At 74.9% G+C, this 16,289-nt stretch carries 19 protein-coding genes; 9 read left to right on the plus strand and 10 right to left on the minus strand.

Annotation, left to right across the window (positions count from 1 at the left end; genetic code table 11):
- Nucleotides 1–41 precede the first annotated feature (41 nt).
- From ACFV4P_RS02135 to ACFV4P_RS02145, 3 genes are all read right to left on the minus strand, one after another.
- Complete coding sequence (locus ACFV4P_RS02135; RefSeq protein ID WP_380466327.1) at nt 42–818, minus strand: hypothetical protein; 777 nt, start codon at nt 816–818, stop codon at nt 42–44.
- A 64-nt stretch (nt 819–882) separates the two neighbouring features.
- Nucleotides 883–1,824 carry a serine/threonine dehydratase gene (locus ACFV4P_RS02140; protein ID WP_380466329.1) on the minus strand — a complete coding sequence of 314 codons (942 nt, stop codon included), beginning with the start codon at nt 1,822–1,824 and terminating at the stop codon, nt 883–885.
- 98 nt (nt 1,825–1,922) lie between these two features.
- Nucleotides 1,923–2,594 carry a DUF5701 family protein gene (locus tag ACFV4P_RS02145; RefSeq protein WP_380466330.1) on the minus strand — a complete coding sequence of 224 codons (672 nt, stop codon included), beginning with the start codon at nt 2,592–2,594 and terminating at the stop codon, nt 1,923–1,925.
- A gap of 196 nt (nt 2,595–2,790) precedes the next feature.
- Here ACFV4P_RS02145 and ACFV4P_RS02150 point away from each other — a divergent pair, with 196 nt between their 5' ends.
- The gene (locus ACFV4P_RS02150) at nt 2,791–4,128 is read left to right on the plus strand and encodes a cryptochrome/photolyase family protein (RefSeq protein WP_380466332.1); all 1,338 of its coding nucleotides are present in this window, start codon (nt 2,791–2,793) and stop codon (nt 4,126–4,128) included.
- On the opposite strand, the gene ACFV4P_RS02155 is transcribed toward ACFV4P_RS02150, so the two are convergent.
- On the minus strand, nt 4,122–4,928 hold the full coding sequence (locus ACFV4P_RS02155; RefSeq protein ID WP_380466334.1) for a VOC family protein: 807 nt from the start codon (nt 4,926–4,928) through the stop codon (nt 4,122–4,124). The two genes, ACFV4P_RS02150 and ACFV4P_RS02155, sit on opposite strands and share 7 nt — an antisense overlap.
- A 286-nt stretch (nt 4,929–5,214) precedes the next feature.
- Between ACFV4P_RS02155 and ACFV4P_RS02160 the strand changes: the two genes are divergently transcribed.
- Nucleotides 5,215–5,649 (plus strand): STAS domain-containing protein, encoded by a 435-nt coding sequence (locus ACFV4P_RS02160; RefSeq protein ID WP_380466336.1) that lies wholly within the window; start codon nt 5,215–5,217, stop codon nt 5,647–5,649.
- A gap of 253 nt (nt 5,650–5,902) precedes the next feature.
- Here ACFV4P_RS02160 and ACFV4P_RS02165 read toward each other — a convergent pair whose 3' ends face one another.
- Nucleotides 5,903–7,510: a sigma-70 family RNA polymerase sigma factor gene (locus ACFV4P_RS02165; protein ID WP_380466338.1), complete on the minus strand. Its 1,608-nt coding sequence runs from the start codon at nt 7,508–7,510 to the stop codon at nt 5,903–5,905.
- Between the two features lie 339 nt (nt 7,511–7,849).
- On the opposite strand from ACFV4P_RS02165, the gene ACFV4P_RS02170 reads away from it, so the two are divergent.
- On the plus strand, nt 7,850–8,269 hold the full coding sequence (locus ACFV4P_RS02170) for a hypothetical protein (protein ID WP_380466340.1): 420 nt from the start codon (nt 7,850–7,852) through the stop codon (nt 8,267–8,269).
- Here the strand turns inward: ACFV4P_RS02170 and ACFV4P_RS02175 are convergent.
- Nucleotides 8,253–9,026, minus strand: a complete 774-nt coding sequence (locus ACFV4P_RS02175) for an alpha/beta fold hydrolase (RefSeq protein WP_380466342.1) — start codon at nt 9,024–9,026, stop codon at nt 8,253–8,255. The two genes, ACFV4P_RS02170 and ACFV4P_RS02175, sit on opposite strands and share 17 nt — an antisense overlap.
- 82 nt (nt 9,027–9,108) lie before the next feature.
- Complete coding sequence (locus ACFV4P_RS02180; RefSeq protein WP_380466344.1) at nt 9,109–10,368, minus strand: SLC13 family permease; 1,260 nt, start codon at nt 10,366–10,368, stop codon at nt 9,109–9,111.
- Between the two features lie 147 nt (nt 10,369–10,515).
- On the opposite strand from ACFV4P_RS02180, the gene ACFV4P_RS02185 reads away from it, so the two are divergent.
- From ACFV4P_RS02185 to ACFV4P_RS02200, 4 genes are all read left to right on the plus strand, one after another.
- Entirely contained in the window at nt 10,516–10,812 is a 297-nt protein-coding gene (locus ACFV4P_RS02185) for a hypothetical protein (RefSeq protein WP_380466346.1), read from the plus strand.
- 193 nt (nt 10,813–11,005) lie between these two features.
- Nucleotides 11,006–11,398 (plus strand): hypothetical protein, encoded by a 393-nt coding sequence (locus ACFV4P_RS02190; RefSeq protein ID WP_380466348.1) that lies wholly within the window; start codon nt 11,006–11,008, stop codon nt 11,396–11,398.
- Nucleotides 11,395–12,159 carry a hypothetical protein gene (locus ACFV4P_RS02195; protein ID WP_380466350.1) on the plus strand — a complete coding sequence of 255 codons (765 nt, stop codon included), beginning with the start codon at nt 11,395–11,397 and terminating at the stop codon, nt 12,157–12,159. Before ACFV4P_RS02190 ends, ACFV4P_RS02195 begins: the two co-directional genes overlap by 4 nt.
- A gap of 77 nt (nt 12,160–12,236) precedes the next feature.
- The gene (locus tag ACFV4P_RS02200) at nt 12,237–12,893 is read left to right on the plus strand and encodes a class I SAM-dependent methyltransferase (RefSeq protein ID WP_380466351.1); all 657 of its coding nucleotides are present in this window, start codon (nt 12,237–12,239) and stop codon (nt 12,891–12,893) included.
- Between the two features lie 51 nt (nt 12,894–12,944).
- Here the strand turns inward: ACFV4P_RS02200 and ACFV4P_RS02205 are convergent, their stop codons facing one another.
- Complete coding sequence (locus tag ACFV4P_RS02205) at nt 12,945–13,217, minus strand: helix-turn-helix transcriptional regulator (protein WP_073809970.1); 273 nt, start codon at nt 13,215–13,217, stop codon at nt 12,945–12,947.
- A 60-nt stretch (nt 13,218–13,277) separates the two neighbouring features.
- Nucleotides 13,278–13,733 (minus strand): nuclear transport factor 2 family protein, encoded by a 456-nt coding sequence (locus ACFV4P_RS02210; RefSeq protein WP_380466353.1) that lies wholly within the window; start codon nt 13,731–13,733, stop codon nt 13,278–13,280.
- A 111-nt stretch (nt 13,734–13,844) separates the two neighbouring features.
- Here ACFV4P_RS02210 and ACFV4P_RS02215 point away from each other — a divergent pair, with 111 nt between their 5' ends.
- On the plus strand, nt 13,845–14,417 hold the full coding sequence (locus ACFV4P_RS02215) for a TetR/AcrR family transcriptional regulator (RefSeq protein ID WP_380466355.1): 573 nt from the start codon (nt 13,845–13,847) through the stop codon (nt 14,415–14,417).
- 13 nt (nt 14,418–14,430) lie between these two features.
- On the opposite strand, the gene ACFV4P_RS02220 is transcribed toward ACFV4P_RS02215, so the two are convergent.
- On the minus strand, nt 14,431–15,081 hold the full coding sequence (locus ACFV4P_RS02220; protein ID WP_380466357.1) for a hypothetical protein: 651 nt from the start codon (nt 15,079–15,081) through the stop codon (nt 14,431–14,433).
- Nucleotides 15,082–15,330: 249 nt separating this feature from the next.
- Between ACFV4P_RS02220 and map the strand changes: the two genes are divergently transcribed.
- The gene (gene map / locus ACFV4P_RS02225) at nt 15,331–16,098 is read left to right on the plus strand and encodes a type I methionyl aminopeptidase (protein WP_380466359.1); all 768 of its coding nucleotides are present in this window, start codon (nt 15,331–15,333) and stop codon (nt 16,096–16,098) included.
- The last annotated feature ends 191 nt before the right edge of the window (nt 16,099–16,289 follow it).

The raw sequence follows: 16,289 nt of genomic DNA on the forward strand, positions 1-16,289 counted from the left end.
ACGGGTCTGAGCGGCCGTGCGGGCCGGGGGAAAGTGGGGCCTCAGGTGCGGGGGCCGGCGACCTCGGGGCTCAGGCGGATGATGCTCAGGTCGATCTGGCCGAAGCCGTCCTCCCAGCCCATGACGGCCTCGCAGGCGTAGTCGTCGAGGCCGAAGGCGCGGGCGTCGTCGAACATCGGCATCAGGCCCACCTCGCCGTCGGTGAGGAAGTAGGAGACGTGGGCGCGCAGGCCGGGGTGCGCGACGGTCGCGAGGTCCTCCTCCCAGCCCTCCTCCGGGGTGACCTCGAACGGGATCAGCTCCTCGGGGGTGCGGCCGGTGTCGAGGGCGGCGCGGAACGCGTCCAGCAGGGTGCCGTCGGAGCGCAGGCGGGCGAAGTGGACCACCCAACTGCCCGGGTGCTCGGCAAGGTCGACGCCGTGCTCGACCAGCAGCGGGGCGAGGTCCGCGCCGCGGATCAGGCCGTCGGAGAAGCAGGCTGCGGCCACGGAGGACGCGAACGGCTCCGGCAGGGCGGGCGAGTCACGGTCGGCGGGGATGCCGAAGATCGAACCGGCGGCGTCGAAGACCGGGGTGCGGGCGCTGTTGTCGAACAACGAGGCGTCCCAGCACACCGGTTCGGCCCCGCTCAGTGCCTGCGGCCGCACCCAGGCGGGGTCGTGGTCGAACTCGACCTCGTTGATCAGGTTGCCGCCGAGGCCGGCCGCGTACACCGCGTCCGGGTCGAACTCGTGCAGCGGGCGGCCGATCATCATCCCGAAGGCGTCGGCGAGTTGACGGTCCCAGTCGTTGTCGACCGGGGCGTGGCGAGAGGTCATGGGCAGCACCGTAGCGCCGCCCTCCGACAGGGCGGATACGGCGGAGCAGGAACCTGACGTGGCGTCAGGCCAGCGTGCCCGGATCGGTGTTGGCCCCGCACAGCACCACGCACACCCGCTCGCCCTCGGCGGGCCGGTACCCGCCGCCGGTGAGCGCGGCGAGCGCCGTCGACGCGGCGTGCTCCACCGCCAACCGGTGCCCGTCCCAGAGGAGTTGGCGCGCTCGGACGATCTCCTCGTCGGACACCAGGACGCAGCTCACCCCGTCCTGCCCGGCGGCCAGCAGCGCCGCCGCGGAGGCCCGCCGGGCGCCGAGCGAGTCGGCGGCCACCGACTCCACGGTGACGTCCACCGGCCGGCCCGCCGCCACCGCCGCGTGCAGCGCCTGCGAACCCGCCGGCTCCACGGCGACCGTCCGCACCCCGTGCTCGCGCGCCGCGGTGGCCACGCCCGCGAACAGGCCGCCGCCGCCGACCGACACCACCACCGTGTCCACGGACGGGAGCCGGTCGCGCACCTCGTCCAGCAGGGTGCCCGCGCCGGCGGCGATCAGCGGATGGTCGTAGGCGTGCGAGGCCAACGCCCCCGAGGCCGCCGCGAACTCCTCGCAGGCCGCCAGCGCCTCCGCGTACTCGCGGCCCGCCAGCCGCACCTCGGCCCCGTAGCCGCGCAGCCGGGCCACCTTCACCGCCGGCGCGTTCTCCGGCAGGAACACCGTCGCCCGGACGCCCTGCTGCCGGGCCGCCCAGGCGCACGCCAGGCCCGCGTTGCCGCCCGACGCGATGGTCACCCCCGCGTCGGGCAGGGTGCCGGCCTCCCGGTGCGCCTGGACGAAGTTCTGCGCGCCGCGGGCCTTGAACGACCCGGTGTGCTGAAGGAGTTCGAGCGCAGCCCAGACCTCGCCGGCCCCGCCGGGCAGGTCGAGCGGGGCCACCGCGACGGGCCGGACCCGCCCGGCGATCCGCTCGCCGGCCGCCTTGATGTCGCCGTACGTGAGCTGCTGCACGCTGTCGCTCCTGCTGCGTCGAGGCTGTGCGCGGGCCGCTGTCACGTCCCGCGCCGTTCGGACCCGACGGTACTCGAACGTCCGGGCCGGGTCGGGGTCTACGGGTGGCGGCCGGTCGCGGAGGCGAAGCCGAGCCAGGTGTGCCGGTTGCCGGCCCAGCACCAGCCGACCTTCGGCGCGTCGCGGCGCTCGCGGCCGTCGCGCCCGGTGCCGTTGCTGATCCACAGCGCCGGGGTGCGGGCGTCGAGCGCGCCGGTGGGCTTGCGCAGCCGGGAGCCGATGGTCATGAAGCAGTGGTTGCGTTCCAGCACCTCGGGCTGTTGCAGCACCCAGTGGATGCCCTCGGTGAGCAGCAGCGGGGTGCGGTCCTCGGCGGCCAGGGCCGGGAGTGCCTCGTCGGGGCTCCAGTTGGCCATCCGGTCGCCCCGGTCGAGGCCGGTGAGCAGGTACAGCGGCGCGTCCGGCAGCGACACCGTCCCGATCGGCCCGAAGTCGTCCACGTCCGGCATGTCGACGACGACGAAGCCCGCCTTCCCGTCCCGGCGCAGCAGCGGCGCGAGCGCGGACGCGGGGGCGAGGTCGGGACGGACGGCGAGCAGGGCGCCGTCGGCGGGCGCGGTGGTCTCGGCGGCCGCGGCGAAGGCGCGCAGGTCGGCGGCCGACAGCCGGGCGGTCTCGTGCACCCCCAACTCGACCAGGCGCTCGGCCTGGGCGCCGAGCGGCGGAAGGACCGAGTGGACGGCGGACACGGCGGACGTGAGTTCGGGCATGGCGCTCCCAAGGGCGGCAAGGCAGTGGGGACCTCGGAGGAACGTGGCCGCGCGCCGGGATGTTCCCGACGCCGCAAGGAAGTTGGCACCGAATGCTCATCCGCGGCGGTGTTCGCTCCGAAGAAGACAGGGGGACGCCCGTCCCCTGCGGCCCGTTCGTCCGGTCCGCACCGCCCACGGAAGGCGCGCCCCCGCCATGACCGTCGCCGTCGTCCTGTTCACCCAGGACCTGCGCCTGCACGACAACCCCGCCCTGCACGCCGCGTGCGCCGAGGCCGACCAGGTGGTGCCGCTGTTCGTCACCGACCCGGCGATCGCCGCGGCCGGCTTCGACGCCCCCAACCGCCTTGCGTTCCTTGCCGGTTGCCTCGCCGACCTGGACACCGCGCTGCGTCGGGCCGGCAGCGCGCTGCTGGTGCGCCACGGCGACACCGCCGAGCAGACCGCCCGGCTGGCCGCCGAAGTCGATGCGACGGCCGTGCATCTCGCCGCCGGGGTCAGCGGCTACGCCCGGCGGCGCGAACAGCGGCTGCGGCACGCCCTCGGGGACCGCCTGCGGGTCCACGAGGGCTCGCTGACGGCCGTGCCGCCCGGCGCGGTGACACCCGCCGGACGCGACCACTACGCGGTGTTCACCCCCTACCACCGGGCCTGGCAGCAGGTCGGCCGCCGCACCCCGCTGCCCGCGCCCCGCGCCGTCGCCACCCCGACCGGGCTGCGCGGCACGGACGTCGAGGCCGCCGAGCCGACCGCCGCCCGCCTGCCCGAACCCGGCGAGAGCGCCGCCCGCCGGGCCTGGCGGCACTGGGACAGCGGCCAGTACGCCGACCTGCACGACGACCTGGCCGCCGACGGCACCTCGCACCTGTCGCCGTACCTGCACTTCGGCTGCCTGTCCGCGAACGAGCTGGTCCACCTCGCCGAGCGGCGCGGCGGACCCGGCGCGGACGCCTTCGTCCGGCAGCTGGTGTGGCGCGACTTCCACCACCAGGTGCTCGCCGCCCGCCCGGCCGCCGCACACGCCGACTACCGCACCCGGAACGACAGTTGGCGCACCGACGAGGACGAACTCGCCGCCTGGCGGCAGGGCCGCACCGGGTTCCCGATCATCGACGCCGGGATGCGGCAGCTCACCGAGACCGGCTGGATGCACAACCGGGCCCGACTGCTCACCGCGAGCTTCCTGGCCAAGTCCCTGTACCTGGACTGGCGGCTCGGCGCCCGCCACTTCCTCGCCCACCTGGTCGACGGCGACCTGGCCAACAACCAGCTGAACTGGCAGTGGGTGGCCGGCACCGGCACCGACACCCGACCCAACCGGGTCCTCAACCCCCTTGCCCAGGCCGACCGTTACGACCCCGACGGGGCGTACGTCCGGCGTTGGGTGCCCGAACTCGCCGCGCTGCCCGGCCGCGAGATCCACCGCCCCTGGCGGGCCCGCCGACGTCCCGCCGACTACCCCGACCCGCTGATCGACCCCGACAGCACCGGGCGCCGCCTGCGGGAGGCGCGCGGCCTGGCAGGCGGTCAGTAGGTCGGCACGGCGGCCGGGGTCATCAGCACGAAGTCCGCGCCCGCGCCGTCCAGGCACACCGCCATCCGCCCGATGCCCGGCGCGTCCGACGGGCCCACCAGCACCTCGCCGCCCTTGGTGCGCACGGTGGCGGCGGCCGCGTCGCAGTCGGTGACCGTGAACACCGGGTGCCAGTCCGGCACGCCCTGGGACAACGACAGTTGCTCGGCCGGCACCTGGAGGATGCCGCCGTGCATCCGCTCCCGGGGCTGACCGGCCGGGGTGACGATGACGTACGTCCCGCCCCCGCCGCCGGGCATCGCCATGTCCTCGCGCTGCCAGCCGAACACCGTCTGGTAGAACGCCAGCGCCGCCGACGCGTCCGAGGTGTACAGCTCCGTCCAGCACAGCGCGCCCGGATCGTCCGTCGCCTCCAGGCCGCGCGCCCGGCCCGGCGTCCACGCCGCGAACCGGCCGCCCTGCGGGTCGGTGAACTGCGCCACCGCCGCCCAGCCGTCCGCGTCCTGCGGCTCCACCCGCACCGTGCCGCCCGCCCGCAGGACGGAGGCGGCGGTCTCGTGGACGTCCGGGGTGAAGAAGTACAGCATCCACGCCGAACGGGCCCCGCGCTCGGTCAGCAGCCCGATCCCCGCGGCCGTGCGGCCCCGCGACCTGGCCAGTCCGAAGGCGCCGCCGGAGTCCTCCATCGGCTCGAACTCCCAACCCAGCACTGCCCCGTAGAAGTCGCCGGCGGCCGACACGTCCGGTGCGCCCAGGTCCAGCCAGCACGGTGAGCCGGGCACGAAATCGGTGGTGATCATGGCGGTCTCCCTTCGCCGGGCACTCCCTCCCAGCCTGTCACCGGCCCCCGGACGGCGCGTCCCGGCCGGGACGTCGAGCGCCCGCCTCCGGTACCGCCAAGCGGAGGAAATCCTGTGCAGATCGTCGGGTGAAGCATTGAATTCGACCGTCGAACGGATCCCTGACATGACATTTCGCGGAAATTCCTCCCTCCAGCCGCGAAATCGTCACTCGGAACAGGGTTCGGGCCGTCGGAATCGGGCAGAGGCCGCATACCCCCCGCGATCCCAGGAGAAAGGCACCAGAGTGGCACTGAGCGTGAGCTACGGGGAGCGATACGGCTGGACGGTCGTCCAGGTCGCCGGCGAGGTGGACATCAGCGGAGTCTCCGCACTCCGCGAGCGTCTCCAGCGGCTGGTCACCGAAGGCTGTCTGCGCATGGTGGTGGACATCAGCCGGGTCGACTTCTGCGACTCGACCGGCTTCGCCGTGCTGGTCGCCACCCGCCGCATGCTGTCCTCCCGCGGCGGCCGGCTCCGGCTGGTCCTCCCCGGACCCGAGACCCACACCCGCAAGATCCTCCAACTCTTCGGAATCCAACGGATCTTCGACGTCCACGACTCCGTCGACGACGCCCTCGCCGACCTGCGCGAGGCCTTCATGAACGAGAGCACGGCGAACGCGGACGGCAACGACGCCGTCCCACGCCCCCGGGAGGGCAGCCGCGCCGTCGCCGACTGACCCGCCGGGCGGGCAGGGCCGCGGCGCGTCAACGACGATGGCTGCGGCGGCGGCACGGGCGACGACCGCGCGGCTGTATGGCTGTATGGCTTGAACGACCGTATGACCGAACGGCTTTAACGACTGCACGTCTGCACGACCGTACGACTGCACGACCGCATCCGCGGCGTCGACGGAGACGACCGCACCGGCAGCGGGCAGGCCGCAGCGTCGAAGGCGACGGCCGCGGCGACCGCAGCACGGCCCGGGGCCATCAGCCCGGAGTGCCGAAATCCTGCGTCCACCAGGGACCACCCGTGCCTTGGTGCACCCCCACGCCCAGCTCCGTGAACGCGCAGTTCAGGATGTTCGCGCGGTGGCCCGGGCTGTTCATCCAGCTCGCCATCACCGCGGCGGCGTCCTTCTGCCCGCGGGCGATGTTCTCGCCCCACTCGCTCCACTCGTACCCGGCGGCGTCGATCCGCTCCTGCGGGCCGTCGCCGTCCGGGTTCGTGTGGTCGAAGAACTTGCGCTCCGCCATGTCGTCCGACTGTTCCTGCGCCGCCGACGTCAACCGGTCGTTGGCCTTGAGCGACGAACAACCCGCCTGCGCGCGCTGCGTGTTGACCAGGTCCAGCACCTGCTGCCCGAGATCCCCCGACACCCGCCGGTTGGCCGCCTTCGCGCCCGGCGACGCGGACGCCTGACCGGACGGCGAGGCCGACGGCTTCGCACTCGGCGAGGCGGACGCGGACGCGGATGCGGACCCGGATGCGGAGGCCGATGCGGAGGCCGAAGCCGGGACGGACGCGGAACCGGACGGCGCCGTGCCGTTCGCCGGGGCGGCCAACGCCTCCGCCAGCTCCGGACCGGCCGCCACCTGCTGACCGCCCGGCGTCGAGGACGAGTCCGACAGTCCCACCGCCACCACCAGCCCCACCGCGACGGCCAGCACCCCGCCGCCCACCAGCACCCGGCCCGGCCCCCGACGCGGCGCCGCCCGCCGACCGTGCCGCGCCCCCGCCCGGTGCGAGCCGCCCCGCGAACCGGCCCGGTGAGCGCCCGTCCCGCCCGTCCCGCCCGTCCCGCCCGGCGTCGACCCCGCCAGGTCCAGCGGCAGCGAGGTGAGACCGTCCGGCAGCGGCACCAGTGCCAGGCCCGCCAACAGCCCCTCGGCCGGCATCAGCCCGCGCCGCTGCTCCCCGCACACCGCGCACTCGCGGACATGACGGCCGATCCGCTTGCGCCACAGCGCACTCGGCACCCCGTCCCAACCCGCCGTCAACTCCGCCAGCCACGCACACCCCGGCACCGCCGCCAGCGCCCGCACCGCGACCCGGGCCGCCTCCAGCTGGCCCTTCATCCGCTGCACCCGCACCGCCGCGTGCTGCGGCGACACCTCCAACGCGGCCGCCAACTCCGCCCGGGACAGCTCGCCCGCCGCCTCCAGCCACCACAGCGCCAGCAGGTCCCGGTCGCCCTCGTCCAGCCAGCGCGTCGCCTCCGCGACCTCCCGCCGCTGCTCCGACAGGCCCAGCCGGACGATCGTCAACCCGACGAAGTCCGCCGACGGGTCCGCGACCGCCGCCGGATCCGGCACCGCGCCGGCCCCGCTGTCGTCCCGGAAGCGGCGGCGCACCTGGTTCAGCGCGATGGCCACCAGCCAGCTGCGGAACCCGGCCGGATCCCGCAGCCCCGGCAGCCCGTCCACCGCGCGCAGCATGGTCTCCTGCACCACGTCGTCGGTGTCCGGATGCCCCGACAGCGCCCGGCCCACCACGTTGTACACCAGCGGCAGGTGACCACCCACCAGCTCTGCCACCGCCTGCCGGTCGCCGTGCTGCGCCTGACCGACCAGCGTCGCCACCTGCCCACTGTCCACAGCCCGGACCGTCCTCGTGTTCTCGCGTCGTGCCCTCACACCCATCGGAGATCCGCCGGTGGCCGGCGGATAACGAAAAAGTGCTGAGAAATCTCCCCGACGTGGGGAAATCTCCCCGACCCCGGGCCGGAAGCGACCCTATGGCCTGCGGGACGGGCGGTGCCAGGCGCGACAGGTGGGGCTGGCAGGACATTCATCCCGGCCGAGCAGCGGGTTCGGCTGTTCGGCAGCGTGGCCGATCGGCCGGCCGGTGGAACAGGGGGATCGATGTTGAACGTGTTCAGTTCTGTGGCATGATGACGTGCACGAACCATTGGGCTCGGGGGGAACAGGGAAGCAGTGGAGAACGAGGCTGCGGCTGCGGGGAAGAGCACCCGTCCGGTGGCGCGGGCCGTCGGCTGGACGGTGCTGGCGTTCGTCGGGCCGTTCGTCGGGATGGTCGTGCTCAGGAACGTGCTCGTCGGACCGCCGGTGGGGGCGATCGTCCTCGGCACCGTCCCGGGCGTCTTCCTGGGCCGGCGGCTCGGACGGAACCGGGCCTGGGCGACGCTGGCGGTCACGGTGGCGGTCGGGATCGCCGTGCTTCCCGCCGGAGGCTGCGCGATCGGCCTGGGGAGCCTGGACAACACGGCGGTCTGGATGCGGGGCCTGGCGGCGGCCGGCGCGGTGCTGTACGTGCTGCCGCTGGTGACCGCCGCCGGAGCGGCGGCGTGGCTCGCGGCCCGGAGGCGATGCCTCGGCGTCAGCGGGCGGCCGTGACCTGTTCGATCGCCCGCAGGACGGCGTCGGGCGCCCGCAGCGGCAGCAGGTGGTCGACGCCGGGCAGTCGGACCGGCTTGCAGCCGAGCCCGGCGGCGGTCCGCTCCGCGCAGTCGACCGCCGGGCGGCGGTCGAGGTCGCCGATCAGCACCGCCGCGGGCACGCCGGACAGTTCGCCGAGACGGTCGAACACCGGCGGGTCGGCCCGCTGGTGGACGTCCTCGCCGGGCCAGGCGCGGGCCGCCGAACGCAACTGCTCGACAGCCGCCGCGTCCGAACCGGACGCCGCCCACTCGCGCAGGCCGAACGCGGTCAGCCCCGCCAGGTCGCCCGCCGCCACCAGCCGCTCGTACTCGGCGTCCGACTCCGGCTCGTCCGGCCACGGGTAGCCGGGCACGCCCGGGCAGGCCAGCACCAGCGACGCCACCCGTCCGGGGTGCCGCAGCGCGAAGCCGAGCGCCGTCCCGCCGCCCATGCTGCACCCCGCCAGGTGGACCCGGTCGAGCCCGAAGCGGTCCAGCACCGCGTGCAGGTCGGCGACGTGCGAGTAGCTGCCGGTGGGCTCCGGCGAGCGCCCGTAGCCGCGCACGTCGTACCGGACGAGCCGGTGGCGCGCGGTGAGCCGGTGCCACAGGCCGTCCCAGATCTGCGAGTCGCCCACCCCGGGGTGCAGCAGCACCAGCGGCGGCCCGTCACCCCCGGAGTCCTCCGCCCACACGGCGCCGTCGCCGCACTCGATCAACCCGCTCGATGTCATGCCGGCCATTCTCGGAGCCGGACCGGCGGCGGCGCACCCGAATTCGCGCGCCGAGCTCGGGCGCACCCCTCAAGCACCGCGCTCAGCCGCCGAGCAGGCGCAGGGACGCCCAGAGTGCCAGGACGGCGGCGGCGAGGGCGGCCGGCGTGGTGAGCACGCCGAGGCGGGTGAAGGTGCGCAGCCCGCCGTCGTCGATCGCGCGGGACTGGACGATGCGCCGCCACAGCAGGGTGGCGAGCGATCCCGCATAGGTGAGGTTCGGGCCGATGTTGACGCCCAGCAGGACGGCCAGCACCGCGCCCGCGCCCGACGGTGCGGCGAGCGGGACGAGCAGCAGCGTCGCGGGCAGGTTGTTCACCAGGTTCGCGAGCAGCGCGGCCAGCCCCGCCAGCGCGAACAGCGCCGGCAGCGAGTCGCCGGACGGCACCAGGCCGGCCGGCCACCCCGCCGGACCGTTGTCCACCACCGCCTTCACCACCACGCCCAGCGCCAGCACGAACGCCAGGAACGGCAGCGCCGCCGCGCCCACGATCCGGCGGGCGTCGGTCCGTCCCGCCGCCAGCGCCCGGACCGCCAGCACCGTCGCGCCGGCCGCCGCCGCCCAGGCCGGGGAGACGCCGCACGCGGACGCGACCACGAACCCGGCCAGCGTGCCCGCCACCGTCAGCAGCGCGAACCGCGGCAGCCGAGGCCGCTCGACGGGCGCCGGAAGAGCGGCCGGGACGGCCAGATCGGCGGCGAAGAACCGGCGCAGCAGCAGGTACTCGACGCCGACCGCCGCCAGCCACGGCAGCGCCATCAGCGCGGTGAACCGGCCGAACGTCAGGCCGCTGGCGGCGAACGCGAGCAGATTGGTCAGGTTCGACACCGGCAGCAGCAGCGACGCGGTGTTGGCGAGGTGCCCGCACGCGTACACGTGCGGCCGGGCCCGGACGGCGAGCACCCCGGCCGTGGCCGCCACCACCGGCGTCAGCAGCACCACCGTCGCGTCCAGGCTGAGCACCGCCGTCACCACCGCCGCGACCCCGAAAACCTGACCCAGCAGCCGTACCGGCCGGCCGCCCGACGTGCTCGCCATCCAGCGGCCGCACGCCTCGAACAGCCCCTCGTCGTCGCAGAGTTGAGCCAGTACCAGGACCGCCGCCAGAAACCCCGCCACCGGCCCGAGCCGGCCCAGCTCGGCCCACGCGGCCGCCGGCGACACCGCGCCGACCGCGACCAGCAGCGCCGCCGCCGGAACCGCGACCACCGCCTCCGGCCACCCGAACGGCCGCCGCACCGCACTCACCAGCACCACGCCCAGCAACCCCAGCGACAGCACCTCGGCGCCCACCGCGCCCATCCCCGCTCCCCTCCGACCTGCGCTTTCCCGCCCACCGGCGGGCGGCCACCCATCCAAGCAGGCGGGCCCGACCGCTCGAAGCAGCGCCCCCGATCAGGTATGACTGACGGACGGTCGGACAATCACTCATCACTTGGAGGGCACACCGTGGTGGACTGCCGGGACACGTGGCGCAAGGCGCTGGACGCGGGGTTCTCACTCGGATCGGTGGGGTCGTTCCTGTCGATCGGGTCGGCGTACTCCGTGCTGTCGATCGGATCGGTCGGGTCGTCGCTGTCGATCGGCAGCGTCGGCTCCGCGGTCTCCCTCCTGTCGATCGGCTCCTGGCGCAGCACCGCGTCCGTCCTGTCGGCGGACTCGGTGCTCTCGCTGCTCTCCTACCGCTCGGTGCTCGCCGTGCGGGCCGCCCACCGGCGGCGCGGGGCCATCCCTCCGGCGGAGTGAAACGCCCTGTGCGACGCCGAGTCGGGCTGCCGCCGGACCGGGTCGACGACAGCCTCGGCGGTCGAGGGCGGGGGATTCTTGTCGGGGGCGGGGGAATGCTGGATGCTCTCTGGCGGAGGATCAACCTGCCGGGGGAGGAGCAGAGTTGGACTGGGCTCACGCGGCCGGGTTCGGCGGCGTCGGGGGAGCGTTGGTGGAGCTGGTGATCGCCAATGGGCGGTTGCTGGCCTGGCAGTCGGCGCGGCATCGGGCGCGGGACGAGAGGCGGCGGCGGATGCCGCCGTTACGGCATTTCATCGATCCGACGGCGGACCTGGCGGCCGGGGTGAGCCGGATTGCATTGGGGGCGGTCACCGGGTGGCTGCTGCACTCGCAGATCACCGGGCTGTACGCGGCGGTCGCGGCCGGGGCCTCGGCTCCCGCGCTGCTGCGGCAGATCGGGACGCTCACGAGCGTGCGGGCCGTCGTCCGGGGGGAGGAGCCGCCGGAGGCGGTGGAGTCGGGTGGTCCGGGCGGGCCGGGCGGGCCGGCGTCGGTGCCGGTGCCCGGGCCGGGGCCCGGGCGGCCGGGGGAGGTCGGGTCGTGAGCTTCGGACGTCGGTACCTGGAATCGCTGACCGCGGGCGGCCGGGAGGCGCTGCCCTTCGAGCCGCGGCCGGGGAGTGAAGTGTCTTGGTGGCGACGCTACTTGGCGTCGCTGACCGGCCTACCGCCGGCCGGTCCGGCCCGCCGCCGGGCCGCGGTCGCGCCGACGAGGGACCGGAGGTTCGCCGTCCCGCCCCCGATGCGGCGGTTCGCGACGGCGTACGCGTACAAGCAGGCGGCCGCGCCCGGGGCTCCGGTGGCGATGGGCAGGATCGGTGGGCCGGCGCCGGCGATGACCTCGCGGCGGGTGGTGACGTTCTGGGTGCCGCTCGGTGCGGCGGTGGTCGCGCTCGTCGCGGTGCTGATGTTCCGGCCCCACGGCGGCGAGCCCGGGGACAACCAGGGCGGGCCGACGCCGGGACAGATCGTTCCCGGCGAGTCGCCGCCGGTCGTCGCCTCCCGGGTGGGATGCCGCGAGGTGCACGGGGCGCTGGACGCGTACCGGGCGACGGCGGCCGGACGAGGACCGGAGATCCGGGCCGGTGCGGCGCGGGAGGCCGACCGGGCGCTGACGGCGGCGAGCACGTCGGCCGACCCGGCAATCAGACCTGAGATCGTCGAACTTGCCGGTGAATTCCGCGAGTTGGCGCTGATCCTGGACGGCACGGCGAGCGGAGACCCCGCGCAGAGCGCCAAGAAGCTCGACGCCGACGCCGCACGACTCGAACTCCGCTGCCCGGACAGCGGCGTCGGCCCGTACTGACCGCCCGTCGTGACCGCCCGGGCTGACCGCCCGTCCTGACCGCCCGGGCTGTCGGCGGCGGATGGCACGCTGCGGGGATGGACAGCCGCCTGCACGCCATCGCCGCGTACTGGAACGACGCCGCCCCCGCCTTCGACCGGGAACCCGATCACGGCCTCGCCGACGGCCGCACCCGGCAGGCGTGGGCGCGCAGGCTCGCGGCCTGGGTGCCGGACGCGGCGGGGCAGGTGCTGGACGTCGGGTGCGGGACGGGGTCGCTGTCGGTGCTGCTGGCGGAGGCCGGGCACCAGGTCACCGGCGTGGACCTGGCCGCCGGGATGGTCCGCCGGGCCCGGGCGAAGACGGAGGCCGCGGGCCACGCCGGGCACTTCGTCGTGGGCGACGCCGCACGGCCGCCCGTCGCCGACGGCCGGTTCGACGCGGTGCTCTGCCGCCACCTGCTGTGGACGCTGCCCGACCCACGGGCGGCACTGCACCACTGGACGACCCTGCTGCGCCCGGGCGGCCGGCTGGTGCTGATCGAGGGCCGGTGGCGCGAGGCGGGAGCGGCGGCGAAACCGTACCCGCCGGGCGCCGACGCGCTGCCCTGGGCGGGCGGCGTCACGGCGGACCAACTCGCCGACGCAGTAAGGCCGTTGGTGCGCGACCTGCGGGTGGAGACGCTCTCGCAGGACGCCGACCTGTGGGGCGGCCCGGTGCCGGACGAGCGCTACGCGGTGCTCGCGACGGTGTAGCAGAGGCGCAGCAGCGGTGCAGCTGGGGCGTGGCGCGGCTGCGGGGCCCGGTCAGCCGGCGGCGCGGCGGGTGTCGGCGACCACGCCCAGCCAGACCTGTGCGGCGTCGTCCAGTGGAACGTCCAGCGCGGCGCACAGCCCGACCACCGTGCCGAAGCCGGGGCTGGGCAGACGGCCCATCTCGATCTTGCGGAGGGTCTCGGGGGAGATGCCGGCGCTCTGCGCGACGGCGACCGGGTCGCGGCCGGCCCGGGTCTCGCGGAACAGCGCGCCCAGGCGCCGGCCGGCCTCGATCTGCTCGGGGGTGAGGGGGACTCGCACCATGCCGCCACGCTACTGAACGCGACGGCCTCCCGTCGCATCGCGCCGAAAGACCGTCCGCTCTCAGTGCACCGGCAGCTCGGGCTCGCCGTCCTGCCAGGGGCCGAGGATGCGGCGGTCGGCGGCGTCGATCCGCGCGTCGTCGATACTGGCCTCGCCCCGCCGCATCAGCCCGTTCGCGTCGAACTCCCACAGCTCGTTGCCGTAGCTGCGCCACCACCGGCCCTCGTCGTCGTGGCACTCGTACTGGAAACGGACGGCGATCCGGTCGCCGTCGAACGCCCACAGGTTCTTGCGCAGCGCGTACTCGTGCTCGCGGGCCCACTTGGCGGTGAGGAAGGCGACGATCTCGGCGCGGCCGGTGAGGAAGACGCCGCGGTTGCGCCACACCGAGTCGGGTGTGTAGGCGAGGGCGACGCGCTGCGGGTCGCGGCTGTTCCAGGCGTCCTCGGCGGCCCGGACCTTGGCGAGAGCGCTCTCGCGGGTGAACGGCGGGTGGGGCGGGCGGTCCTCGGTCATGGCGGCCTCCTGGCGGGGGAGAGGGGTGGAGAACGAGCGTTCTCAACGCTGCTGGACGCTAGGCTAGGGAACGACCGTTCTCCACGTCAATTCCCCCGCAGGAGCGCCCAGATGCCCGCCCCGCTCAGTCAGGAGCAGACCCGGCAGGACCACGAGAGGCTGCTCGACGCCGCCGAGGCGCTGTTCTACGAGAAGGGCATCCGGGCCGTCGGCATGGACGAGGTCCGGGCCGCCTCCGGGCTGCCGCTCAAGCGCATCTACCGCCTCCACCCCACCAAGGACGACCTGGTGGTCGCCGTGCTGCGCCGCCGCGACACGCGCTGGCGCGGACGGCTCACCGTCGCCGCCGAGACGCACGCCGACCCGCGGGCCCGGCTGCTGGCCGCGTTCGACTGGCTCGCGGCCTGGTGCGCCGAACCGGGCTTCCGGGGCTGCGCCTGGATCAACGCCTTCGGTGAACTGGGCCCCGCCTCGCCGGCCGTGCTCGCCGAGGTCCGCGCCCACAAGGACGCCTTCCACCGCCATCTCGCCGACTGGTCCACCGCCGCCGGCCTCACCGACCCCGCCCCCGTCCAACTCCTCGCCGAGGGCGCCATCGTCACCGCCGCGATCACCGGCACCCCCACCCCGGCCCACCACGCGCGCACCGCCGTCGAGACACTGCTGGACACGGCGGGGCAGTAGCGGGGGCCCAGGGCTAAGGCCGGTGCGGGTTGGGTGTGCCGTCGTCGCGCATGTGTGCCCGCCGCCAGATCCCGTTCCAGGCGTGCTCGACCGGGGGCGCGAGCGGGTGTTGCCGTCCGCATCGGCAGGGGGTCGACACTCGGGCGCAGTGGGTGCAGCACTCGATCCATCCGTGGCCGGTCGACTGCGACACCGGCGCCCCCTCGTGCCCGCAGGCCGGGCAGCCGGGGAGCTCGACGCCGTCCTGGAGTGCGTTCTGCCGCAGGACGTAGGCGGGCAGCCGCAGTGACGGGTGGCGGAACGGGTCGTCGAACCAGGCGCGTTCCGGCCGCTCCTCCGACCAGATCCGCAGCCACCACGGCCGAGGGTTCGGTACGGCCCGCCGCCCGGCCCGTTTCTCCGCCCGGCGTCGCACCGCGAACTCCTCCGCCCGGACGAGCCACAGCAGCCTCGCCTCGTGCAGTTCCTCCACCGCCCGCAGCAGTGAGTCCGGGTCGGCCTCCAGTCGCCGCGGGATGCGGGCGCTGAGCGTGAGGTGGTGGTAGGTCGCCCGGAGGCCGTAGGGCGCGAACTCGGTGAGGCAGGTGCGCAGCGCGCTGTGCCGCCGATGCGGGGGGAGCCGGTCGTCGTGCACGCGCGCCCGGTGGGTCAGGAAGCTGGTCATCTCGCGAGCCGTCCGGCCGGCCGGAGGGCGAGGTCGCCGGGCGGGAAGGGCTTCTGGGTGGGCTGCGTCGCCGTCATGCGGGGATGATGCCGGACCCGCCGACACACCGCCACGGACTTTGGCTGCGGCATCGGTGGCGCGGTATTTAAATACCGGGTTGGTGCTAGGGTGTCCCCGTTCCGCCGGTATTCAAATACCGGCATTCTCGTCGAGTGGGCGGCGTGCTGCCGCTGTGCAGGGAGCCGTGTCGTGATCGAGTTCAAGAGTCCGCAGGCGATCGAGAAGATGGCCGTGACCGGGCGGTTCGTGGCGGAGACGCTGGCGGAGCTGTCGGGGCTGGTGGAGCCCGGGCGGGAGGTGATGGACCTGGAGCACCGGGCCCGGAAGCTGATCGAGAAGCGTGGGGCGGTGTCCTGCTACTGGGACTACGCGCCGTCGTTCGGGCGCGGGCCGTTCCGCAACGTGATCTGCCTGTCGGTGAACGACGCGGTGCTGCACGGGCAGCCGCACCCCTATGTGCTGCGCGACGGCGACGTGATCAGCCTGGACTTCGCGGTGTCGATCGACGGCTGGGTCGCCGACTCCGCCGTCACCGTCGTCGCGGGCACGGCCGCCGAGGAGGACGTCCGGCTGATCGACTCCACCCGGGCCGCGCTGGACGCCGCCATCGCCGTCGCCGTGCCGGGCAACCGGATCGGCGACATCTCGGCGGCCGTCGCCGCGGTCGGCCACGCGGCCGGCTACCGGATCAACACCGACTTCGGCGGCCACGGCCTGGGCCGCACCATGCACGAGGACCCGCACGTCGCCAACGTCGGACGCCCCGGGCGCGGCCTGGAGCTGCGTCCGGGGCTGACGCTGGCGCTGGAGCCGTGGTGGTGCGCGGGGACGGCGGAGCTGCGGGTGGACCCGGACGGCTGGACGCTGCGGTCGGCGGACGGCTCGCGCGGCGCGCACTCCGAGCACACCGTGGCGATCACCGAGGACGGGCCGCGCGTGCTCACCGCCCGGTCCTGAGGCACCCGGTCCCGAGGTGCCCGGTCCCGAGGTGCCCGGTCCCGAGGTGCCCGGTCCCGAGGTGCCCGGTCCCGAGGCGCCCGGTCCTGAGGCGGCAGTTCGGCCACGGCGGGTGACCGGGGGATCGACCGACCGTGGCCGTTGTGGCCCGGCCCATAGGCGAACGGCCGGGTGATCGGCGCTCGGTCGCC

Origin of the sequence: Kitasatospora sp. NPDC059795 (assembly GCF_042732175.1) — a bacterium.
Taxonomy (GTDB): Bacteria; Actinomycetota; Actinomycetes; order Streptomycetales; family Streptomycetaceae; genus Kitasatospora.